The 21,123-nt window shown below is 71.1% G+C and carries 19 protein-coding genes; 13 read left to right on the top strand and 6 right to left on the bottom strand.

Annotated features, from left to right (window positions below):
• The first annotated feature begins 132 nt into the window (after positions 1-132).
• Positions 133-1,491, top strand: a complete 1,359-nt coding sequence (gene glmM, locus ACH4S9_RS45370; RefSeq protein WP_311726683.1) for a phosphoglucosamine mutase — start codon at positions 133-135, stop codon at positions 1,489-1,491.
• Here the strand turns inward: glmM and ACH4S9_RS45375 are convergent.
• Positions 1,488-2,444, bottom strand: coding sequence for a DUF389 domain-containing protein (locus ACH4S9_RS45375; RefSeq protein WP_398377445.1), 957 nt, complete (start codon positions 2,442-2,444; stop codon positions 1,488-1,490). The two genes, glmM and ACH4S9_RS45375, sit on opposite strands and share 4 nt — an antisense overlap.
• Before the next feature lie 21 nt (positions 2,445-2,465).
• Positions 2,466-3,470, bottom strand: coding sequence for a type I pantothenate kinase (gene coaA / locus ACH4S9_RS45380; protein ID WP_311726685.1), 1,005 nt, complete (start codon positions 3,468-3,470; stop codon positions 2,466-2,468).
• Between the two features lie 198 nt (positions 3,471-3,668).
• Between coaA and glmS the strand changes: the two genes are divergently transcribed.
• Together glmS and ACH4S9_RS45390 are read left to right on the top strand one after the other, a co-directional pair.
• Positions 3,669-5,516 carry a glutamine--fructose-6-phosphate transaminase (isomerizing) gene (gene glmS, locus ACH4S9_RS45385; RefSeq protein ID WP_311726686.1) on the top strand — a complete coding sequence of 616 codons (1,848 nt, stop codon included), beginning with the start codon at positions 3,669-3,671 and terminating at the stop codon, positions 5,514-5,516.
• A 7-nt stretch (positions 5,517-5,523) separates the two neighbouring features.
• Complete coding sequence (locus ACH4S9_RS45390; RefSeq protein WP_358846571.1) at positions 5,524-5,892, top strand: holo-ACP synthase; 369 nt, start codon at positions 5,524-5,526, stop codon at positions 5,890-5,892.
• A gap of 314 nt (positions 5,893-6,206) precedes the next feature.
• On the opposite strand, the gene bla is transcribed toward ACH4S9_RS45390, so the two are convergent.
• Positions 6,207-7,100: a class A beta-lactamase gene (gene bla / locus ACH4S9_RS45395; RefSeq protein ID WP_398377446.1), complete on the bottom strand. Its 894-nt coding sequence runs from the start codon at positions 7,098-7,100 to the stop codon at positions 6,207-6,209.
• A 115-nt stretch (positions 7,101-7,215) separates the two neighbouring features.
• On the opposite strand from bla, the gene ACH4S9_RS45400 reads away from it, so the two are divergent.
• The 5 genes from ACH4S9_RS45400 to ACH4S9_RS45420 all read left to right on the top strand — a co-directional run bounded on the left by ACH4S9_RS45400 (position 7,216) and on the right by ACH4S9_RS45420 (position 13,476).
• Entirely contained in the window at positions 7,216-8,082 is an 867-nt protein-coding gene (locus ACH4S9_RS45400) for a LysR family transcriptional regulator (protein ID WP_385348050.1), read from the top strand.
• Positions 8,079-8,978, top strand: a complete 900-nt coding sequence (locus ACH4S9_RS45405) for a serine hydrolase (RefSeq protein ID WP_398377448.1) — start codon at positions 8,079-8,081, stop codon at positions 8,976-8,978. Before ACH4S9_RS45400 ends, ACH4S9_RS45405 begins: the two co-directional genes overlap by 4 nt.
• A gap of 274 nt (positions 8,979-9,252) precedes the next feature.
• Positions 9,253-11,463 carry an MMPL family transporter gene (locus ACH4S9_RS45410; RefSeq protein ID WP_398377449.1) on the top strand — a complete coding sequence of 737 codons (2,211 nt, stop codon included), beginning with the start codon at positions 9,253-9,255 and terminating at the stop codon, positions 11,461-11,463.
• Positions 11,464-11,571: 108 nt separating this feature from the next.
• Positions 11,572-12,753, top strand: coding sequence for a sensor histidine kinase (locus ACH4S9_RS45415; protein ID WP_398377451.1), 1,182 nt, complete (start codon positions 11,572-11,574; stop codon positions 12,751-12,753).
• A 57-nt stretch (positions 12,754-12,810) separates the two neighbouring features.
• On the top strand, positions 12,811-13,476 hold the full coding sequence (locus ACH4S9_RS45420) for a response regulator transcription factor (protein WP_311726693.1): 666 nt from the start codon (positions 12,811-12,813) through the stop codon (positions 13,474-13,476).
• A gap of 85 nt (positions 13,477-13,561) precedes the next feature.
• Here the strand turns inward: ACH4S9_RS45420 and ACH4S9_RS45425 are convergent, their stop codons facing one another.
• Complete coding sequence (locus ACH4S9_RS45425; protein WP_398377453.1) at positions 13,562-14,629, bottom strand: hypothetical protein; 1,068 nt, start codon at positions 14,627-14,629, stop codon at positions 13,562-13,564.
• 172 nt (positions 14,630-14,801) lie between these two features.
• Here ACH4S9_RS45425 and ACH4S9_RS45430 point away from each other — a divergent pair, with 172 nt between their 5' ends.
• A complete protein-coding gene (locus tag ACH4S9_RS45430) occupies positions 14,802-15,425 on the top strand; it encodes a histidine phosphatase family protein (RefSeq protein ID WP_398377455.1) in 624 nt (207 codons plus the stop codon).
• 74 nt (positions 15,426-15,499) lie between these two features.
• The gene (locus tag ACH4S9_RS45435) at positions 15,500-15,682 is read left to right on the top strand and encodes a DUF2283 domain-containing protein (protein WP_398377457.1); all 183 of its coding nucleotides are present in this window, start codon (positions 15,500-15,502) and stop codon (positions 15,680-15,682) included.
• A 31-nt stretch (positions 15,683-15,713) separates the two neighbouring features.
• Here ACH4S9_RS45435 and ACH4S9_RS45440 read toward each other — a convergent pair whose 3' ends face one another.
• Entirely contained in the window at positions 15,714-16,046 is a 333-nt protein-coding gene (locus ACH4S9_RS45440) for a hypothetical protein (protein WP_311726697.1), read from the bottom strand.
• A gap of 297 nt (positions 16,047-16,343) precedes the next feature.
• On the opposite strand from ACH4S9_RS45440, the gene ACH4S9_RS45445 reads away from it, so the two are divergent.
• Entirely contained in the window at positions 16,344-17,621 is a 1,278-nt protein-coding gene (locus ACH4S9_RS45445) for a hypothetical protein (protein ID WP_398377458.1), read from the top strand.
• Positions 17,618-18,184: a GNAT family N-acetyltransferase gene (locus tag ACH4S9_RS45450; protein ID WP_398377459.1), complete on the top strand. Its 567-nt coding sequence runs from the start codon at positions 17,618-17,620 to the stop codon at positions 18,182-18,184. Before ACH4S9_RS45445 ends, ACH4S9_RS45450 begins: the two co-directional genes overlap by 4 nt.
• A 210-nt stretch (positions 18,185-18,394) precedes the next feature.
• Here ACH4S9_RS45450 and ACH4S9_RS45455 read toward each other — a convergent pair whose 3' ends face one another.
• On the bottom strand, positions 18,395-19,861 hold the full coding sequence (locus ACH4S9_RS45455) for an NAD(P)H-hydrate dehydratase (protein ID WP_398377460.1): 1,467 nt from the start codon (positions 19,859-19,861) through the stop codon (positions 18,395-18,397).
• A 107-nt stretch (positions 19,862-19,968) separates the two neighbouring features.
• Here ACH4S9_RS45455 and alr point away from each other — a divergent pair, with 107 nt between their 5' ends.
• Positions 19,969-21,123: an alanine racemase gene (gene alr / locus ACH4S9_RS45460; protein WP_398377461.1), complete on the top strand. Its 1,155-nt coding sequence runs from the start codon at positions 19,969-19,971 to the stop codon at positions 21,121-21,123.

The raw sequence follows: 21,123 nt of genomic DNA on the forward strand, positions 1-21,123 counted from the left end.
GGCGGCTTGTCCGCTCGTTCGAACGCCCCGGCGGCACCACCCGTGCCGCCGGGGCGTTCGGCTATTGGCACCAGGGGGCGTATACCTACAAGCAAGCTTCCGCCCCCCAGCTCGTAATCTCGGAGGACACCAGTGGGACGACTCTTCGGTACGGACGGTGTGCGCGGTGTCGCCAACGCCGACCTGACGGCTGAGATGGCGCTCGGCCTGTCGGTCGCGGCGGCGCATGTGCTCGCCGAGGCGGGAACCTTCGAAGGCCATCGGCCGATGGCGGTGGTCGGAAGGGATCCGCGCGCGTCCGGGGAGTTTCTGGAGGCCGCCGTGGTGGCCGGGCTGGCCAGCGCGGGCGTGGACGTGCTGCGGGTGGGTGTGCTGCCGACGCCCGCCGTGGCGTTTCTGACCGGGGAGCGGGGCGCGGACCTCGGCGTGATGCTGTCCGCCAGCCACAACCCGATGCCCGACAACGGCATCAAGTTCTTCGCGCGCGGCGGCCACAAGCTCGCCGACGAGCTGGAGGACCGGATCGAGAACACCTACCGCGCGCACGCCTCGGGCGAGCCGTGGGACCGGCCGACCGGCGCGGGCGTGGGCCGGGTCCGCGACTACGACGAGGGCCTCGACAAATACGTCGCCCACCTCCTCGGCGTCCTCCCCAACCGGCTCGACGGGCTGAAGATCGTCATCGACGGGGCGCACGGCGCGGCCGCCCGCGTCTCCCCCGAGGCGTTCACCCGGGCCGGTGCCGAGGTCATCACCATCGGCACCGAGCCGGACGGGCTCAACATCAACGACGGCTACGGCTCCACCCACCTGGACCCGCTGCGGGCCGCCGTCGTCGAGCACGGGGCCCACCTGGGCATCGCGCACGACGGGGACGCCGACCGCTGCCTCGCCGTGGACGCGGCGGGCGAGGAGGTCGACGGCGACCAGATCCTCGCCGTGCTCGCGCTCGCGATGCGCGAGGCGGGCACGCTTCGCGAGAACACGGTCGTCGGCACCGTGATGTCCAACCTGGGCTTCAAGCTCGCCATGCGGCGCGAGGGCGTCGAGCCGGTCCAGACGGCGGTCGGCGACCGCTATGTGCTGGAGGAGATGAAGGAGCACGGCTACGCCCTGGGCGGCGAGCAGTCCGGCCACGTCATCGTGCTCGACCACGCGACCACCGGCGACGGCACCCTGACCGGGCTGCTGCTGGCCGCCCGGGTGGCCGCCACCGGCCGTACGCTGGCCGACCTCGCGGGCGTCATGGAGCGGCTGCCGCAGGTGCTGATCAACGTCCGGGACGTGGACAAGTCCCGGGTCGCCTCCAGCGCCGAGCTGGCCGCCGCGGTGACCGACGCGGAGCGGGAGCTGGGCGAGACCGGGCGGGTGCTGCTGCGGCCGTCCGGGACCGAGCCCGTGGTGCGCGTGATGGTCGAGGCCGCGGACATCGACCAGGCCCGGTCGGTCGCGGGGCGCCTCGCGGACGCGGTGAAGTCCGCGCTGGGCTAGGCCCTGTCTCCCCGTAGCCGCCGCAGCGCTCGGTCACGCTGCTTGGCCCAGAGGAACTTCTGGGCCAGCAGTGTGAGCGTGCCGGCGACCACGATCCCGGCCAGATTCAGCAGCAGCTGCTCGGTCGAGCCCCACATCTGGTCGATCTCGCCGTAGCCGAGCGCCACCGCCGCGTTGGCCGCGGCCGGCACCGTGGTGACGGAGATCGCCACGCCGACCAGCGCCCCGGACTTCGCCGAGGTCAGCGAGAGCGTGCCGGCGATGCCCGCGAGCAGGGCCACGACGAAGGAGAACATATCCGGCTTCCAGATGAAGTCGGTGTTCGGACGGGCCCGCTCCAGCTGTTCCCTGGTGAACAGCCCGAAGGCGTCCATCAGCACACTGAAGCCTGTCGTCAGCACCATCGCCACCGCGAAGCCGACGACCAGCGCGATCGTCGATCGGGCCGCGAGCCGCGGGGCCCGCTGGACCAGCGCGGTGGACAGGCCCGCCAGCGGGCCGAACTCCGGGCCGACCGCCATCGCGCCCACGATCAGGATCGCGTTGTCGAGCACCACACCGCAGGCCGCGATCATCGTGGCCAGGACGAGGAAGGCCAGGAAGGTCACGGAGAGCGTGGACTCCTCGTGGGTGGCCTCGGCCAGCTGCTCCCACAGGACGGCGTCCGCGCCCTCACCCGGAGCTTCCTCCTCCGCCTTGTCGGCCCGCTTGGACAGCGACAGATCGATGTTCTCCACGGCTATCGAGCCATCGGCGTCCAGGCCCAGCGCGCGCAACTCGCCCAGCAGGGCGTCACCCGCCTCGCGCGCCACATCGACCGTCACCACATCGCCCGCCGGGTTGCGCGCGGCGCCCGGCAGCACCACGAGATGGGTGGTGCCCACCGTCTGCTCCACGGTGTGCACCACCTTCTCGGTGCGGTCGGCCGGGACGATCAGCCGAAGGTGTAGCACGGTGATGCTCCAGTTCGTGTCTCAGAGTTTGCGGAGGGACAGCCGCCGGACCTTGTGGTCCGGGCCCTTGCGGAGCACCAGCGTGGCACGGCCGCGGGTGGGCGCGACGTTCTGCTGAAGATTGGGCTGGTTGATCGTGCGCCACATCATCCGGGCGTAGTCCAGCGCCTCGTCCTCCGAGACCTGGGTGTACTTGCGGAAGTACGAGGACGGGTCCTGGAAGGCCGTCTCGCGCAGCTTGCGGAAGCGGCCCAGGTACCAGCGCTCGATGTCCTCGGCGCGGGCGTCGACGTACACGCTGAAGTCGAAGAAGTCCGCGAGACCGACGCGGGTCAGCCCGTCCTTGCCGGGCAGCGCGGGCTGGAGCACATTGAGCCCCTCCACGATCAGGATGTCCGGGCGGCGCACGGTCAGCCGCTCGCCCGGCACGATGTCGTAGATCAGGTGCGAGTAGACGGGCGCCGACACCTCCTCCTTGCCGGCCTTCACATCCGCCACGAACCGGGTCAGGGCCCTGCGGTCGTACGACTCGGGGAAGCCCTTGCGGGACATCAGACCGCGCCGGTCGAGCTCCGCGTTGGGGTACAGAAAGCCGTCGGTGGTGATCAGCTCGACGCGCGGGTGCTCGGGCCAGCGGGCCAGCAGCGCCTGGAGCAGCCGGGCGGTGGTGGACTTGCCGACCGCGACGCTGCCCGCGACGCCGATCACGAAGGGCGTGCCGGGCTGGGTGCCACTGCCCTTCTTGGCGTCGCCGAGGAACGTGTTGAGCGCGCCGCGCAGACTGCCGGTGGCGGCGACGTAGAGGTTCAGCAGCCGGGACAGCGGCAGATAGACGTCCCGTACCTCGTCGAGGTCGATGACGTCGCCGAGGCCCCGCAGCCGCTCCACCTCCTCGGCGCTGAGCGGCAGCGGGGTCTTGTCCCGCAGCGCGCTCCACTCGTCGCGGGACAGATCCACGTACGGGCTCGGCTCGGCTCGCCGAGGGGTGCGCGCGGGGTGCGCGTCCTGCGCGGGAGACGTGATCATCCTCTCATTGTCGGGGCTCGGCGCGGGCGCGTGGGGCGGGCGGGGCGTGGGGTCCATCACGCGCGGGGGACTCCGGTCGGCCGACCGGCGCGCCGCCCTTCGGTGTGGACGCCGGATGTGCGGCGGATGACCGGCAGGTGGCGGATTGCGCGTGGGCCGCGGTCCGGGCGTCCGGCCGCGGGCCGTACGCTGCACTGCATGTGCGGAATCGTTGGTTATGTGGGAGGGCAGTCCGCCCTCGATGTCGTCCTCGCCGGGCTGAAGCGGCTGGAATACCGCGGCTATGACTCGGCGGGCGTCGCCGTGCTCGCCGACGGTGGGCTGGCCGCCGCCAAGAAGGCCGGCAAGCTCGCCAACCTGGAGAAGGAGCTCGCCGACCGCCCGCTGCCCAGCGGTGGCACCGGCATCGGCCACACCCGCTGGGCCACCCACGGCGGCCCGACGGACGCCAACGCGCATCCGCACCTGGACAACGCGGGCCGGGTCTCCGTCGTCCACAACGGCATCATCGAGAACTTCGCCACCCTGCGCGCCGAGCTCACCGAGCGCGGCCACGAGCTGTCCTCCGAGACCGACACCGAGGTCGTGGCGCATCTGCTCGCCGAGTCCTTCTCGTCCTGCGGCGACCTCGCCGAGGCGATGCGGCAGGTGTGCCGGCAGTTGGAGGGCGCCTTCACCCTGGTCGCGGTGCACGCGGACGCGCCCGACGTGGTGGTCGGGGCGCGCCGCAACTCCCCGCTGGTCGTCGGCGTCGGCGAGGACGAGGCGTTCCTGGCCTCCGACGTGGCCGCCTTCATCGCCCACACCCGGGAGGCCATCGAGCTCGGCCAGGACCAGGTCGTCGAGGCGCGCCGGGACGGGGTGACGGTCACCGACTTCGACGGGGCGCCCGCGGACATCCGCACCTACCACGTCGACTGGGACGCCTCCGCCGCCGAGAAGGGCGGCTACGACTACTTCATGCTCAAGGAGATCGCCGAGCAGCCGAAGGCCGTCGCCGACACGCTGCTCGGGCGCATCGACGTGGCCGGGAACCTCACCCTGGACGAGGTCCGGATCCCGGCGTCGGTGCTGCGCGAGGTCGACAAGGTCGTCATCGTGGCCTGCGGCACCGCCTACCACGCCGGGATGATCGCGAAGTACGCCATCGAGCACTGGACCCGCATCCCCTGCGAGACCGAGCTGGCCAGCGAGTTCCGCTACCGCGACCCGATCCTGGACCGGCGGACGCTGGTGATCGCCATCTCGCAGTCCGGCGAGACCATGGACACCCTGATGGCGCTGCGGCACGCGCGCGAGCAGGGCGCGAAGGTGCTCGCCATCTGCAACACCAACGGCTCCACGATCCCGCGCGAGTCCGACGCCGTGCTCTACACCCACGCCGGGCCCGAGGTCGCGGTCGCCTCGACCAAGGCGTTCCTCACCCAGCTGGTGGCCTGCTACCTGGTGGCGCTGTATCTGGGGCAGGTGCGCGGCACCAAGTGGGGCGACGAGATCCAGTCCGTGATCCGCGAGCTGTCCGAGATGGGCACCCAGGTGGAGCAGGTGCTGGAGACCATGGAGCCGGTGCGGGAGCTGGCGCGGACGCTGGCGGACAAGAACACCGTGCTGTTCCTGGGCCGCCACGTCGGCTACCCGGTCGCCCTGGAGGGCGCGCTCAAGCTCAAGGAACTCGCCTACATGCACGCCGAGGGGTTCGCGGCGGGCGAGCTCAAGCACGGGCCGATCGCGCTGATCGAGGAGGACCTGCCGGTGGTGGTGGTCGTGCCCTCGCCGCGTGGCCGGTCGGTCCTCCACGACAAGATCGTCTCCAACATCCAGGAGATCCGGGCGCGCGGCGCCCGGACGATCGTCATCGCCGAGCGCGGTGACGAGGCGGTGGCCCCGTACGCCGACCACCTGATCGAGATCCCCGTCACCCCGACCCTGCTCCAGCCCCTGGTCGCGACCGTGCCGCTCCAGGTCTTCGCGTGCGAGCTGGCCACGGCGCGCGGCAACGAGGTCGACCAGCCGCGCAACCTGGCCAAGTCGGTGACTGTGGAGTGAGCGTCCGGTGATCATCGGGGTCGGCATCGACGTGGCCGAGATCGACCGTTTCGACGACGCGCTGCGGCGTACGCCGGGGATGGCGGACCGGCTGTTCGTCGAGCGCGAGCTGACCCTGCCGAGCGGCGAGCGGCGCGGGATCGCGTCGCTCGCGGCCCGGTTCGCCGCCAAGGAAGCCCTGGCCAAGGCGCTGGGCGCGCCGGGCGGGCTGCGCTGGACGGACGCGGAGGTGGAGACGGAGGCCAGCGGGCAGCCGCGGCTGTCGGTGCGCGGGACGGTGGCGGCGCGGGCGGCGGAGCTGGGGGTACGGGCGTGGCATGTGTCGCTCAGCCATGACGCGGGGGTTGCGTCTGCGGTGGTGATCGCGGAGGGGTGACCCGGCGGTTCGCCGGTTTTCGCGGTGCGGGTGTTCTGTGGTGCGCCTGGTGTGTGTGCGGGGTGCGGGGGTGGGGCCTCCGGGGCTGTCACCCTGGACCGCGCCGGTCCGGTGGGTGGTGCGCCTGATGTGCGTGCGGGGTGCGGGGGCGGGGCCTCCGGGGCTGTCACCCTGGACCGCATATTTACGGCGCCGGTGCCCGGAAGCGTGGTGTTACCCGGAACTTCGCGCCACAAATATGCGTAAGCGTCCAGGGCACCACCCCTGCACCCCCACCCCCTCCCGTCTCGTCGGCGGCCCCCCGCCGGTGGCCCTTACGACAGCGTGTCCGCCACTACGGACGCTGCTTCGGCGATCAGTCTGTCGTCGGGTTCGGCGTCCTTCTTGCCGCGGTGCGACAGGATCGCCATCACGATGGGGGCCCTGTCGGGGGGCCATACGACGGCGATGTCGTTGCGGGCGCCGTAGTAGCTGCCGGTTCCGGTCTTGTCGCCGACCACCCAGTCCTTGGGCACACCGGCCCTGATGAGGTTGTCGCCGGTCTTGTTGGTCCGCAGCCACTTGGTGAGCTGCGTGCGCTCGCCCTTGCCGAGGACGTCCCCGAGGACATAGGCGCGCAGGTCCTTCGCGAACGCCCGGGGAGTGGTGGTGTCCCGCGTCTCGCCCGGGACCCACCGGCTCAGGTATGGCTCGGGGCGATCCATCCGGGTGGCGTTGTCGCCCATCTTCTCGAGTATGGCGTCGAGGGCCTTGGGGCCGCCGAGTTCCTCGAAGATCAGGTTGGCGGCGGCGTTGTCGCTGTAGCGGATGGTGGCGTCGCACAGCTCGGCGAGGGTCATTCCGGTGTCGACGTGTTTTTCGGTGATGGGGGAGTTTGGGAGCAGGTCGCTTCTGGAGTACGTGATTTTCTTGTCCATCCCGCTGAGTGAGTGCTTTTGCAGGACGGCGCCGCAGGCCAGGGCCTTGAAGGTGGAGTTGTAGGCGAAGCGCTCGCCGTCGTTGTACGCCACCTCCCGGCCGCTTCCCGCGTCGATGGCATAGACGCCCAGGCGCGCGTCGAATTCGCGCTCAAGGTCCTTGAATTCGCTGGTGTGTGACTTGGTGGATGGGGGTGACGAGGGTGGGGGATCGTTCTGGGCGCAGGCCACGAGCGGGATGAGGGTGAGGGTGGCGAGCGCACCACGAAGGGTGCGCCGGATGTGCCGCATGGACCGGACCTCCTGTGGGGGATGTGGCGGTGAGGCCACTCTCGTCTCGTGGCGGCTATGCGATCCAATACGTTTGGGTGGCCTTTCATGCCGATGTGACATAGGGGTGGGCGCTGTGGATCTGGTGGGGGCGTGTCGCGCGTTCGTCAGCGTGAGCGAGCGCGGCAGTTTCACCGTCGGGGCGGCCGCCGCCCGGATGTCCCAGCCGGTGGCCAGCCGCCGTATCGCCGCCCTGGAGGCGCACTTCGGTGAGCAACTGTTCGAGCGCACCTCCCGGCGGGCCGTTCTGACGTCCTTCGGCCGGGACATGCTCCCCGCGGCCCGGCAGCTGGTTCTGGCGGCCGATGTGCTTCAGCACGAGGCGGAAGCCGCGAAGCGCAAGCCGTGGCGGCTCGCGGTGCCCGGGATCTGCTCCGCCGTGGATCTCGCCCGTCTGGTCGCCGACGCGCGGGGGCACGGCGTCACCCTCGAACTCCGCGTCGGCCCGCCGCCGCGGCGGCTGGAGCTCGTCCGCTCCCAACAGGTGCGCGCCGCCCTGCTCCCGGTCCCGCCGGACGAGGCCAGGTGGTCGGTGCCACTCGGGCTGGCGGGTGCTCAGGATCTCGGAGTGAAGCGCGTATACGTCGAGACGCTGCGGATGGGGCGGGCCGACCCCGGGCCGGCCCGCCGCATCTGGATCCAGCCGGAGGACGACGTCCCGCACCTCCGAGACCCCCTGACGCGCCTGCGCGACGCCGTCGGGCTGCGGCCCGTACAGCTCGCCGTCGCGACCGACCTGACGACCGCCGCGGCGGAAGTGCTCTGCTCACGCGATCTGTTGCTGTGCTCGCCCGCACAGGCCCGGGAACTCTCCCTGAGCTGGCGCCCGCTCGGCGATATCACGGTCACCCGCGGGTACGCCCTCACCGCCACCGACGATCCGCAGCAGATCCAGGCGCGCCTGGGCGATGTGATCGCGCGCTGTCTGGGGGCGGTCGCATGACGGAGGCGCTGCTTCGCGAGATGCGCGGGCGTCTGCACGACGGCGGCCTGCGCGGCCATCTCCTCGTCCGGGATCTGCGCACCGGGGAGGAGCTGGGTATCGAGCCGGATGTCCAACTGCCGTCCGCTTCCCTGGTCAAGGTCCCGCTCGCGCTGGCGACGGCGGAGCGCATCCGGCGCGGCGAGCTCGACGGGGCGACGATGCTGGACGTGGCACCCGGGCGGATCACCACGCCAGGCCCCACCGGGCTGAGCCGGTTCCGCCACCCCGCCCGGATCGCGATCGACGACCTGCTCTATCTGAGCACCTGCGTGAGCGACAACTCCGCCGCGGACGCGCTGTTCGACCTCACCCCGCCCGCGCAGGTCGCTGGCCTCCTCCACGAGTTCGGCCTGCACGGCATCACCGTCCGGCACACCATGCGGGAACTGGCCGACACCCCCGTCGAACGCTTCGACACCACCCAGGCGCATCTCGCGCACGCCCTCGCCATCGACGCCGGCACCAGCGGCCGTGGCCACCGGGTGCCGCAGCTCGACACCACCCGCGCCAACACGGGCAGCGCCCGCGCCTGTGTCGAACTGCTCCAGGCCCTGTGGACACCGTCGGCCATCCCCTCGGAAGTGGCCACGCGCGTGCGCGGCCTGATGTCCCAGAACCTGATCCGGCACCGCCTCGCCCCGGACTTCGGCTCCGACGCCACCACCTGGTCCTCCAAGACCGGCACCCTGCTCAACCTCCGCCACGAGATCGGCGTCGTCGAGCACTCCGACGGCCAGGCCTTCGCCATCGCCGTCCTCACCGAATCCCTCGTTCCCGCGAGTACGCAGCCCGGTGCCGACGCTCTGATGGCGTGGGTCGCCCGCACACTGCGTGATCACCTTCGGCAGCTCTGAGCGTGCCGGTGAACGCCGACAGAGGACCTCGCCCATGACCGGAATGGCCACCCGCAGCCTCTACGTCGCCCGGCACGGCGAGGCCTCACCGGATGAGAGTAAGCCTCGCGTCTGCCTTGCGGAGGGAGTGCCCCGTCATACCCGTGGAGGACATGCCCGGCCGCGTGTAGTGCGTTCTCAGTAGTCGGGAATGTCGGCGGGCGCACGACGACGGGACGGGCCGGGTCCGGGGAGTCTGGGGGTACCCCGAGATCAGATGTGGAGACCTCCGTCCGTGGCTACTTTTCTGTACCGACTGGGCCGTCTGGCCTTCCGGCGGCGCTGGCGCTTCGCCTTGTTGTGGGTGGCGGTGCTGGCCGCTGTCGGCTTCGGCGCTGTCCAGGCTCCCGCTGCCCCCGATGAGGGGTCCTCCATGCCGGGTATCGAGTCCCAGAAGGCATTCGACCTGATGGAGCAGCGTTTCCCCGGGGCCAAGGCCGACGGGGCGAGCGCCCGGATCGTCTTTGTCGCTCCGGACGGGCAGAAGATCACCGCGGCCGGGAACCGGGCGGCCGTCGAGAAGGCCGTGGGTGAGGCGGCCGACGGGACTCAGGTCGCCAGCGCGGTGGGCCCGTTCCAGGCGAAGGCGGTGAGCAAGGACGCCTCGACGGCGTATGCGACCGTCACCTACAAGGTGAAGGCCGACGACCTCACCGACGCCAGCAAGAAGACGCTTGAGGACGCCATAGGTCAGGCCCGGGATGCGGGCCTGACCGTCGAGGTCGGCGGAAGCGCGCTGGCGACCCAGCCCTCGGCGGGCGGGGCGGCCGAGGGGATCGGCATCGCCATCGCAGCCGTCGTGCTGCTGGTGACCTTCGGCTCGCTGGCCGCGGCAGGGCTTCCGCTGCTGACCGCGATTGTCGGCGTCGGCATCAGCATGGCCTCGATCCTGGCCCTGGGCAGTGCGCTGGGCCTGTCCATGACGACCGGCACTCTGGCCACGATGCTCGGCCTCGCGTGCGGCATCGACTACGCCGTGTTCGTCGTCTCCCGCTACCGCGAGGAGCGGGCCAAGGGGCACGCACCCCAGGAGGCGGCGGGGCTGGCCGCCGGTACCGCCGGGTCGGCGGTCGTCTTCGCCGGGCTCACCGTCGTCATCGCGCTGGCCGGGCTCTCGGTGGTCGGCATCCCGATGCTGACCAAGATGGGCCTGGCCGCCGCGGGCGCGGTCGGCGTCGCCGTGGTCATCGCGCTGACCCTGGTCCCGGCCCTGCTCGGCTTCTGGCCGAACGCCGTACTCTCGCGCTCCGCCCGCAAGCGCGGGCGGGCCGAGGTGGCCGGTCAGAACAACGGCGGCAGCCGCTGGGCCCGGTTCGTGCTGCGCCGCCCCGTCCCCGTGCTCCTCGCCTCGGTCGCGGGCCTGGGGGCGCTCGCGGTACCGGTGATGGATCTGCAACTGGGTATGCCCGGAGACGAGGTCAAGCCCACCTCGACCACGGAGCGCCGCGCCTACGACGCGCTCGCCCACGGCTTCGGTGCCGGCTTCAACGGGCCCCTGAGCATCGTCGTGGACGCCAAGGGCGCCGAGAACCCGAAGGCCGCGGTGAAGACGATCGAGCAGAAGATCGGCGCCACCGAGGGGGTTGTCTCCGTCTCGCCGGCGCGGTTCAACCCCGCGGGTGACACCGCGGTGTTCTCCGCCGTCCCGGCCACCGGACCGAGCGACAAGAAGACCAAGGACATCGTCCACACCATCCGCGACGAACGCCCCGCGACCGAGTCGGCCACCGGAGCGAGCTTCGAGGTGACCGGCACCACCGCGGTGAACATCGACGTCGCCCAGAAAGTCCAGGACGCGCTGATCCCCTACCTCATCGTCGTGGTGGGCCTGGCCATCCTGCTCTTGCTGGTGGTCTTCCGGTCCGTGCTCGTACCGATCAAGGCGGCCTTCGGCTTCCTGCTGTCGGTGCTGGCGGCTCTCGGCTCGGTCGTCGCGGTCTTCCAGTGGGGCTGGGGCGCCGACCTCCTCGGTGTCGAGCAGACCGGCCCGATCATGAGCCTGATGCCGATCTTCCTGGTGGGCATCGTCTTCGGTCTCGCCATGGACTACGAGGTCTTCCTGGTCTCCCGCATGCGGGAGGCGTACGTCCACGGGGACCGGCCCGGCCAGGCGGTCGTCTCCGGGTTCCGGTACAGCGCCCGCGTCGTGGTGGCCGCCGCACTGATCATGATGGCCGTGTTCTCCGGGTTCGTCGGCGCCGGTGAATCCATGATCAAGATGATCGGGTTCGGTCTGGCCACGGCCGTCCTGTTCGACGCGTTCGTCGTCCGCATGGCACTCGTGCCCGCCGTCCTCGCCCTGCTCGGCAAGGCGGCGTGGTGGATGCCGCGTTGGCTGGACAGGCTCCTGCCCCGCGTCGATGTGGAAGGCGAGGCTCTCAGCCGCCGGTCCTCCACCGCCCCGGCCCCGGTGGACACGACCGAGCTGGAATCGGCTCACGTCTGACAGCCGTAGCGCCCGAGGGCCGCCCGTGCGGGACACGGGCGGCCCTCGTCGGCGGTTCGCACACGGCGCGCCCCCCATGGACCCAGATCGCTCTGACCGGAGTACCCGATGAACACCAGCTGGCAGCGGTACGCGAAGAACCATCCCCGCGTCGTCGACACGATGGCCATCCTGCTGCTGTTCGCCGCCTCCCTCTCCGGAACCATGTTGAGCAGCGTGGAACCCTTCACCCAGCGGATCGACTGGTGGCCCGGCGCGCTCCTGGCGGGCGTCGCCTGCACAGCCCTGTGGTGGCATCGCAGCCACCCCCGCACCGTTGTCGCGATCACCGCGGTCTGTGCCAACGCCGGCAGCGCGCTGGGCTACCTGCTGACCGCCCTGCTGCTGGCACCGACCATGGCCGCGCTGTACTGGCTCGCCATTCACACCGACCGGAAGACCGCACGCACCTACTGCTTCGCCGTCATCGCACTGCTGGTGCCCACGACACTGATCGTCGCCCCCTACCACCACTCGTTGATCCTCAGGACGATCAACCCCGCCTTCTCGCTGCTGGTGCCGGTCGCCTGGGGTACGGCGGTCCGGCTCCGGCGCGCCTATATGGAGGCCGTGCACGCCCGCGCCGAATACGCCGAGCGCACCCGCGAGGAGGAGGCGCGGCACCGGGTCGCCGAGGAGCGCATGCGCATCGCCCGTGAGCTGCACGACGTGGTCGCCCACCACTTGGCCCTGGCCAACGCCCAGGCCGGCACCGCCGGCCACCTCGCGCGGACCGACCCCGACCAGGCGCAGAAGATCCTCACCGACCTCGCCGGTACGACGTCCTCGGCGCTGCGCGAGCTCAAGGCCACCGTCGGCCTGCTGCGTCAACCGGACGACCCCGAGACGCCCCTGGAACCGTCCCCCGGACTCGGTCGGCTCTCCGAACTGACCACCGCGTTCGCGTCCGCCGGACTCAAGGTCACCGTCACCACCGAGGGCGAGGCGAGACAACTCTCACCGGGTGTGGACCTGACAGCGTTCCGGATCGTGCAGGAGGCGCTCACCAACGTCACCAAACACGCCGCCGCGGGCACCGCGCGCGTGAGGCTCGCGTACTCCCGTGACCTGCTGACCATCACGGTCAGCGACGACGGAGAAACCGCGGCCCCCACCGTGCCGGTCCCGGGCGGCGGCTTCGGCCTCATCGGGATGCGCGAGCGCGCCCAGTCCGTCGGTGGCCGCCTGCAAACAGGTCACCGCCCCGAAGGCGGCTTCGCCGTCACCACTGAACTGCCGATTCGCCCCTAGACAGCCTGGACAGCCCGGACAGCCTGGACGGACAGAACCCGGAAGTGACCGAAACAGATGACCATCCGCGTCGTGCTCGCCGACGATCAGGCCCTCCTGCGGGCGACCTTCCGGATCCTGATCGACTCCTGCTCCGACATGGGCGTGGTCGCCGAAGCCGCCGACGGCACGGAAGCGATCGAGCTCACCCGCGCCCATCACCCCGACGTCGTCCTCATGGACATCCGCATGCCCGGCACCGACGGCCTGGCCGCCACCACCGCCGTCTGCTCCGATCCGGACCTGTCCGCCACCCGCGTCCTCATCCTCACCACCTTCGAGACCGAGGAGTACGTCGCCCGGGCACTCCGCGCAGGCGCGAGCGGCTTCCTCGGCAAGGACGTCACCGCCGACGCACTCCTCACCGCCATCCGCACCGTGGCGTCCGGCGATGCCCTCCTCTCCCCCCTGGCCACCCGAGCCCTCATCACCCGCTTCCTCGCCACCCCCGCACCCGGCAGCCACCTGGCGCCCCCCGAACGCCTGGCCGTCCTCACCGCCCGTGAGCGAGAAGTGATGGCACTGGCCGCAGAAGGCATGTCCAACCACGAGATCGCTGAAAGACTCGTTGTCAGCCCACTGACCGTACGCAGCCATATCCATCGCGCCATGACGAAACTGCGCGCGCGTGACCGCGCCCAACTGGTTGTCGTCGCCTACCAGTCCGGCCTCGTCACGCCGTGACGTCGCGCCAGGTGCCGGGGAGGGCCGTAGCGCTCGGCGGAGGGCGCATGCGGAGGCGAGGCGGCTCCGCTCGCCCCTTCCGGACCTAGAACAGCTTCACGTGCGTGCAGCCATGCCGGGCCGCGGATCGCTCCGCGAACTCCCGCAACGCTTCGCGGGCGTACCCACGCTGCGGCTTGGCGTCGTGGTCGCCGTCGCGGTAGTCGACCACGAAGACCGCCTGTCGCGGTGAGCCGGGGCAAACCGCCTCGGCCCGGAAGAGGAAGTCCGTCCGCAGCGGCTTGGTCACCGCCGAGTCGAGCTCCCTGCCGGTCTGCGTCTTCATACGTTGGTCGTCCGCGAAGGTGCCGTAGTAGGAGGACAGGCGGAACAGGGCCTGGCCCTTGTCGTCGATCAGCATGCAATCTTCCACGGGCGCGCGACCTGCGGCCGTCTCGCGGGCACGCGTGATCACCGAGCCCGGCTTGATGCCCGCGCACGTGCCGCCCGCCTCGGCGAGTGGTGGCGCCTCCCGGTACTTCGGCCTCCCGGAGTCGAGCGGCCCCACCCGCTGTACGCGGCCGCCGAAGCGGGCGTCGCAGCCGTACTCGCGGGCGGCGGCCTGCGCGGTCCGCGTCGCGAACCGGGCCAGTCGTACCCGCTGTGCCGCCTCCTCGTACGGCCGCGAACCCCAGCTGTGCACGAACAGCGTCAGGCTGTCCCCGGCGCGCGGACCGTCCGTGTTCCGGCAGTCGAGGACAACGGTGGCCGCGGCGCCATCGCCCGCGAGGTTCACCATGCCCGGCCATCCCGCGCCGATCGGTACCGCGACCGTTGTGGTGAAGGAGCCGGGGTCCCGCCCGGACTCGATGTGCGGGCCCCATGCCTGGGACCGCCATTCCATCCGGACCACGGCACGCTGATTGAACCCGCCCGGCCCGTCGAGCCAGCAGATGACCGGCGGGCCGGACCCGTCCCGGTACTTCTCTCCGTCCGTTCTGCCGACCGCTCTGTGCTTGGTACTGCCGCTGACGTCGTCGGTGCCGAGCAGCGCGCGCACCTCGTCGACGGCCACCGTGCCGTCGCACTCGTCGGCCACGGACTTCTCGTCCCTCCAGCGGTCGTAGCCGCCGCTGAAGTAGAACCACCCCGCCGCGGCGGCGAGTAGCGCCACCGCAATGCCGCCGTATCGTTTGGCCCGTCGCCGCATCGGCGTTCCCCGTTTCACCCCGGCACCCCGCTCACCTGTCGTGATCGCGCCAAGGACGCTAGCAGCTCGCGGTAGAACCCTCTGACGTCTGCCGGCGTCTGCCCCCTCAAAGGATGAACAACGAAGGACCTCGCCCATGACTGAGACGGCTGCCCGCCACCTCTACCTCGCCCGGCACGGCGAGGCATCACCAGACGAGAGCGAGCTGACGGACAACGGCCGCCGGCAAGCCGTACTACTCGGCGAACGCCTCCGGAGCAGCCCGCTCTCCGCCATCCACCACGGCCCGCTGCCACGAGCGGAGCAGACTGCCCGGCTGATCCACGACCAGCTCGACGGCGTTTCACTACAACCCTCGGAACTGGCGGGGGACTACATCCCCCACCTGCCGAAGAGAGAAGAGCTGCCGCCTGATTCGGCCGACGCCATGCTCGACCGCCTCACTCAGTTCCCGGCCGAAGAACGCGAATTCGGACCCCGGCTGGCACAGGAGGCCCTCACCCAGTTCACCGGAGCTGTCAAAGGTGACAAGCCTCGCCATGAACTTGTCGTCACCCACAACTTCCTCATCGGCTGGCTTGTCCGGGCCGCCCTCGACGCTCCGAATTGGCGCTGGATGGGTCTCAACCACGCCAATGCCGCCCTGACGGTCATCCGCTACGCGCCCGATCGGCCCGCCTCCGTGCTCTTCTACAACGACATGGGGCACCTTCCCCCGCATCTCCGCTGGACCGGTTTCCCGTCCGACCTTCACGTGTGACGGCAGTAGCCTTTCGGCAAAGGCGGGCGAACGAGGGGGAATCAGTGCGAGTCACATACGACGCTGAGGCGAACATGGGGTACATCTACCTGGTGGACGAGGTCGGCCCAGGCGAAGCCACCCGGCAGGAACTCACCGAGGACGAATCCGCGGTGCTCGATTTCGACGCGCAGGGACGGCTTCTTGGCATCGAACTTTTCGACGCCAAGGCCAGGTTGCACCCCGATCTCATGGCCATCGCCGAGAAAAGCGGGTGAGCCGCGTCCGTTGAAGCGTCGCGCTTGGCGGTCATGAGATTCCTCCGGCGTGCTTGGGCACGGGGCACTCGTCTTCGTTGTAGTCAGACAGTCGCCTGCCCCTGCTCTCTGCTACTCGCAGCGTGTCGCGCAGTGCCTCACACAGCCGCTGCGCGAGGAAGCGGAGCTCTGTGGTGCTTGCCTTGCGGTCGTCCAGCAGCGCGTGGGCGTGGCCGAGGAGTTCCGTCCCCATGGACAGTTGCAGTGCCTCGATCTGGTCCGCTCGTCGGTTCAGGAGACTGTCGCCGTTGTCCGAGGACAGATAGCAGGGCCTGCCGTCCGGATCGGACCAGGGCAGCAGGCGCAGGCCGGTCATCGCGTCCATCCGGCGGCCTCCCCGACATGGTGCGGACCGGGCGTACGGGCGGCGCAAACCGCTCTCACTCGTTCGAGGGCACGGGCCATAGGGTGGTTCATGTTCATCAGCTCCCATCAGCTGGTGGGCCACGCCCCCGGACGTCCGCAACGTCGCGGGGGTCTTGCGCACTGCCCACCAGTGCAGCGCCTCGACGGGAGCCGTGAGCCGTTCGCGACCGGACGTTGGGGCGGACGTTTTCTCCTGACGGCGCATCGATCGCATCGCTACGCTGAGTGTTCGGTCGCGCACGTGGGGAGAAAGTCAATGGCGGACAGCGGCGTCAGCAGACTTGCAGGGTTGCGCAAGGCGGCGGGGTATACCCAGGTGGCCTTCGTTTCGGACTTCGTCCGCGAGGCGGCCCGACTGGTCATCGACGCCTCGTTGAGCGTCCGCCAACTCCGGCGATGGGAGAGCGAGTCGCCTCCACCGTTACCGCATCCGGGCCAGCAGGCCGTTCTGGAAGCGATGTTCGGGCTTCCGCTTGCGGAGATGGGGTTCGATGTTCCTTCGCATCGGCATTCGACCGTCGAGAGGATCGGCGACGATGGAGAGGTGAAGCGTCGAGCATTCGTCACTGGATCAGGCGCGGCCGTGGCGGCAACGATCCTCCCGAACCAGCGCGGCCCCCGTATCGGTGCCGGCGAAGTGGCGGCGTTCCGCGCCCGGCTGGTCGAGCTCTATACCGTGGATCATCGCTCGGGAGGCATTCCCGCGAAGGCGGGAGCGCGGCGACTTGAGCAGCACATCACGCGGGCCCTGAGTCATAGCGTCTACACGAGTGGGGTTGGCCGGGATCTTCAGGCCATGCTTTCTGAGCTGCACAGTAATCAGGCCTGGTACGGCTATGACAGCGGGCCGATTGGGCAAGCACGCGCCGTCGCCATGGAGGCCTTGACCGCCGCCCAACTCATTGGTGACGGCCTCTTGCAGCTTTCGGCATTGGAAACACTCGTGCTGATCGACATCAAGGCGGACCGGTTGTGGGAAGCCGCGTCAGCGGTCGAGTTCGCGTATGGCTTGGCCGCCAGGAGTGGGGCGGGACCAACCGTGCATCTCGTGATCGCCCTGCGCGAGGCCAACGTCGCTACGAATGCGGGGGATACGGCCGCCGCCCGGCGGGCGCTCAGTCGTGCACTTTCGTACCAGAGTCGTGCTGATATGGACACGGATGTGCCGGACTGGGCGCGGTTCGCCAGCCCCATTGAGATCGACTACGCCACAGCGGATATGTACATGAGCGTTGGCGACCCACGACGTGCCGTGCCATTTTTGCGTGCCGCCGTCGATGGTTTGGCAGGCGGCTATGCCCGCAACACAGCCTGGTACCGGTCCAAGCTGGCCAGCACGCTCCTCGACGCCGGTGAGGTCGAGGAGGCGTGCGCCGAGATGGGAACTGTGCTGGACGCCTACGGAGAGATCGACTCCGACCGCCTCACCCGGCGCATTGACGCTTTCCAGAGGACAGCCACGGCTATTGACACCGCAGTGGCGCGTGACACTTCCGCTCGCATCCGTGAGGCCACACGAGGAGGCTGTACATGACCGTGTCGGAGACGATCGCTGTCGAGCGCATGGACGGCTCGGCTGCCGCGCAGACCGAGGCGGAGTTCAGGCTCGTTTACGCGGAGGTCTTCGCGGAGGAGCCGTACGAGGAGACTCCCGAATCGGTCCACGAGAACTTCCGGCGGTTCCGTTCCCAGGTCCGCAAGGCGACCTTCCGGGGAGCCCTCGCCCGCACCACAGGCGGCGAGCCCGTCGGCATCGCCTACGGCTACCCGCTCAGCCCGAGCACCGGCTGGTGGGACCGGCTCACGACGCCGGTCAGCCAAGAGCTGCGCCGCGAGGACGGGCGGCGGACGTTCGGGCTGATGGAACTCGCTGTGCGCGCCCCGTGGCGCCGCCAGCATGTGGCCCTCCGACTGCATCAGGCAGTCCTGGCCGACACCACCGCAGAACGCGTGCTGCTCAACGCACGGCCGGACGTCGAGGCCGCGCAGGCCGCGTACCAATCGTGGGGATACCGCAAGGTGGGCGAGGCCCACCCATGGGACGGCGCCGACCTGCATGACGTGATGATGCTCGACCTGCGCCGAGAGGGCGGCTAGCCGCCGACGAGACGGGAGGGGGTGGGGGTGCAGGGGTGGTGCCCTGGACGCTTACGCATATTTGTGGCGCCAAGTTCCGGGCAAGACCACGCTTCCGGGCACCGGCGCCGTAAATATGCGGTCCAGGGTGACAGCCCCGGAGGCCCTACCCCCGGCACCACTCACGAACAGCAGGCGCACCCCCCACGAACCCGCACCCAACCAACGTGCTCAGCCCAGCAGCACGTCCCGCCAGACCTCGGGCAGGGCCGTCGCCACGTCGTACGCCGCGATGGGTGCGCCGGTCGGGGAGGTGGCGTGGCGGGCGGCGAGGCCGTGGAGGTAGGCGCCGGCGGAGGCGGCGTCGTGGGCGGGCAGGCCGGTGGCGAGGAGGGAGCCGGTCAGGCCGGAGAGGACGTCGCCGCTGCCCGCCGTGGCGAGCCAGCCGGTGCCGGTGGGGTTGACGCGTACGGGGCCGGAGCCCGGGCCGGAACAGACGAGCGTCGTCGAGCCCTTGAGGAGGACGGTCGCGCCGTAGCGCTCGGCGAGGGCGCGCACAAAGGCGAGGCGGCTGCGCTCGACCTCCTCGCGCGCCACGCCAAGCAGCGCCGCGGCCTCCCCGGCGTGCGGGGTGAGGACCGTGGCCGCGCCGCGTGAGCCCAGGTCGCCGGAGGGGAGCAGGCGTAGCCCGTCCGCGTCGACGAGGAGCGGGACGTCGGAGGCGAGGACGTCGTCGAGGGACTGGCGGGCGGCCGCGTCGTCGCCGAGGCCGGGGCCGACCACCCACGCCTGGACGCGGCCGGCCTTGTGCGGCGGGCCGGAGTGGACGAGGGTCTCGGGGAAGCGGGCGATGACCGCGTCGGCCGCCGGGCCCACGTACCGGACCGCGCCCGCCCCGCCGCGCAGCGCGCCCGCGACGGCCAGGACCGCGGCGCCCGGGTAGCGGGCCGAGCCCGCCACGACGCCGACGACGCCGCGCCGGTACTTGTCGCTCTCCGCGCTGGGGCGGGGCAGGAGGGCCGCGACGTCGTGGTGCTGGAGGGCCTCGGCGTCGGGGGTGGCGGGCAGATGGGGGGCCAGACCGATGTCGATCAGCCGCAGCGCGCCCGCGTGTTCATGGGCGGGGTCGATGAGCAGGCCGGGCTTGTAGGTGCCGAAGGTGACGGTCGCGTCGGCGCGCACGGCGGGGCCGCGCACCTCGCCGGTGTCGGCGTCGACGCCGCTGGGCAGGTCGACGGCGACCATGGTGCCGCGCACGGCCCGGATCAGGCGCTCGGCGTCGGGCCGCAGGCCGCCCTTGCCGCCGATGCCGACGATCCCGTCGAGGACCAGGTCGGCCTGGGCCAGGACCGCTTCGGCGGAGACGGAGGCGGAATCAGAAGAGGCGGGGAGCGCGCGCCCGCCCGCGCCGAGCAGCGCCCGCAGCCCGCCCGCGTGGGCGCGGTCGGGCGCCAGCAGTACGGCCGTCACCCCCGCCCCGCGCCGGGCGAGTCGGGCTCCGGCATACAGAGCGTCTCCGCCGTTGTCGCCGCTGCCCACCAGGAGGGCCACCCGGGCCCCGTACACGCGGCCCAGCAGCCCCGCGCAGGCGGCCGCCAGGCCCGCGGCCGCGCGCTGCATGAGCGCTCCTCGGGGCAGCCGCGCCATCAGGTCCCGCTCCGCGGCCCGTACGGTCTCGACGCTGTAGGCAATCCTCATGGCGACCAGTTTCCCGGACCTTTGCCGCACTCGCCGGGCGCCTGTGCGGACGGCTCGTGCGGAAGCACGCGCTCCGCGCGCGGGGCGGGCCTGAGAGACTGACGCTGATGAACGAGACACCGATGCGCGCCCGTGCCGTGGTCGACCTGGCCGCCCTGCGGGCCAATGTGCGCGCGCTGCGCGCCGCGGCCCCCGGGGCCGAGCTGATGGCCGTGGTCAAGTCGGACGCCTACGGCCACGGCGCCGTGCCCTGCGCGCGCGCCGCCCGCGAGGCGGGCGCGAGCTGGCTGGGCACGGCCACGCCCGAGGAGGCGCTGGCGCTGCGCGCCGCGGGTGACACGGGCCGGGTGCTGTGCTGGCTGTGGACGCCGGGCGGCCCGTGGCGGGAGGCGATCGAGGCGGACGTCGACGTGTCGCTGAGCGGGCTGTGGGCGCTGTGGGAGGCCGTCGCCGCGGCCCGGGAGTGCGGCCGTACGGCGCGCGTGCAGCTGAAGGCGGACACCGGGCTGGGCCGCAACGGCTGCCCGCCCGAGGAGTGGCCGGAACTCATCGCCGCCGCGCGGGCCGCCGAGGCGGAGGGCACGGTGAAGGTGACCGGTCTGTGGTCGCACTTCGCGTGCGCGGACGAGCCGGGACACCCGTCGATCGCCGCGCAGCTGGAGGTGTTCCGGGCGCTGCTGGCGCAGGCGGAGGAGGCGGGGCTGCGCCCGGAGGTGCGGCACATGGCCAACTCGCCGGCGACGCTGACGCTGCCCGAGTCGCACTTCGACCTCGTACGGACCGGGATCGCGGTCTACGGGATCTCGCCGAGCCCGGAGGTCGGCCACCCCGGGGACTTCGGGCTGCGCCCGGTGATGACGCTGGTGGCCTCGCTCGCCTCGGTCAAGCGGGTGCCGGGCGGACACGGCGTGTCGTACGGGCACCGCTATGTCACCCCCGGCCCGACCACGCTCGCGCTGGTGCCGGTGGGCTACGCGGACGGGATTCCGCGGCATGCCTCCGGGACGGGTCCGGTGCTGGTGGCGGGCAAGTGGCGGACGGTGGCCGGCACGGTGGCCATGGACCAGTTCGTGGTGGATCTCGGCGGTGACAGCGCGGCGCCGGGGGACGAGGTGGTGCTGTTCGGGCCCGGTGACCGGGGCGAGCCGACCGCGGAGGACTGGGCGCGGGCGGTCGGCACGATCGCGTACGAGATCGTCACGAGGATCGGGGCACGCGTGCCGCGCGTTTATGTGGGTCACGCTGCGGGCACTGGGAACTGA

This window comes from Streptomyces sp. NPDC021225, assembly GCF_044332865.1.
Lineage (GTDB): Bacteria > Actinomycetota > Actinomycetes > Streptomycetales > Streptomycetaceae > Streptomyces.

Coding starts and splice junctions, on each gene's coding strand:
- ACH4S9_RS45445 (WP_398377458.1), top strand. CDS start 16,344: ATGGCGGACAGCGGCGTCAGCAGACTTGCAGGGTTGCGCAAGGCGGCG.
- coaA (WP_311726685.1), bottom strand. CDS start 3,470: ATGATCACGTCTCCCGCGCAGGACGCGCACCCCGCGCGCACCCCTCGG.
- ACH4S9_RS45435 (WP_398377457.1), top strand. CDS start 15,500: ATGGGGTACATCTACCTGGTGGACGAGGTCGGCCCAGGCGAAGCCACC.
- ACH4S9_RS45405 (WP_398377448.1), top strand. CDS start 8,079: ATGACGGAGGCGCTGCTTCGCGAGATGCGCGGGCGTCTGCACGACGGC.
- ACH4S9_RS45440 (WP_311726697.1), bottom strand. CDS start 16,046: ATGGACGCGATGACCGGCCTGCGCCTGCTGCCCTGGTCCGATCCGGAC.
- glmS (WP_311726686.1), top strand. CDS start 3,669: ATGTGCGGAATCGTTGGTTATGTGGGAGGGCAGTCCGCCCTCGATGTC.
- ACH4S9_RS45420 (WP_311726693.1), top strand. CDS start 12,811: ATGACCATCCGCGTCGTGCTCGCCGACGATCAGGCCCTCCTGCGGGCG.
- ACH4S9_RS45415 (WP_398377451.1), top strand. CDS start 11,572: ATGAACACCAGCTGGCAGCGGTACGCGAAGAACCATCCCCGCGTCGTC.
- ACH4S9_RS45450 (WP_398377459.1), top strand. CDS start 17,618: ATGACCGTGTCGGAGACGATCGCTGTCGAGCGCATGGACGGCTCGGCT.
- alr (WP_398377461.1), top strand. CDS start 19,969: ATGAACGAGACACCGATGCGCGCCCGTGCCGTGGTCGACCTGGCCGCC.
- ACH4S9_RS45430 (WP_398377455.1), top strand. CDS start 14,802: ATGACTGAGACGGCTGCCCGCCACCTCTACCTCGCCCGGCACGGCGAG.
- ACH4S9_RS45455 (WP_398377460.1), bottom strand. CDS start 19,861: ATGAGGATTGCCTACAGCGTCGAGACCGTACGGGCCGCGGAGCGGGAC.
- bla (WP_398377446.1), bottom strand. CDS start 7,100: ATGCGGCACATCCGGCGCACCCTTCGTGGTGCGCTCGCCACCCTCACC.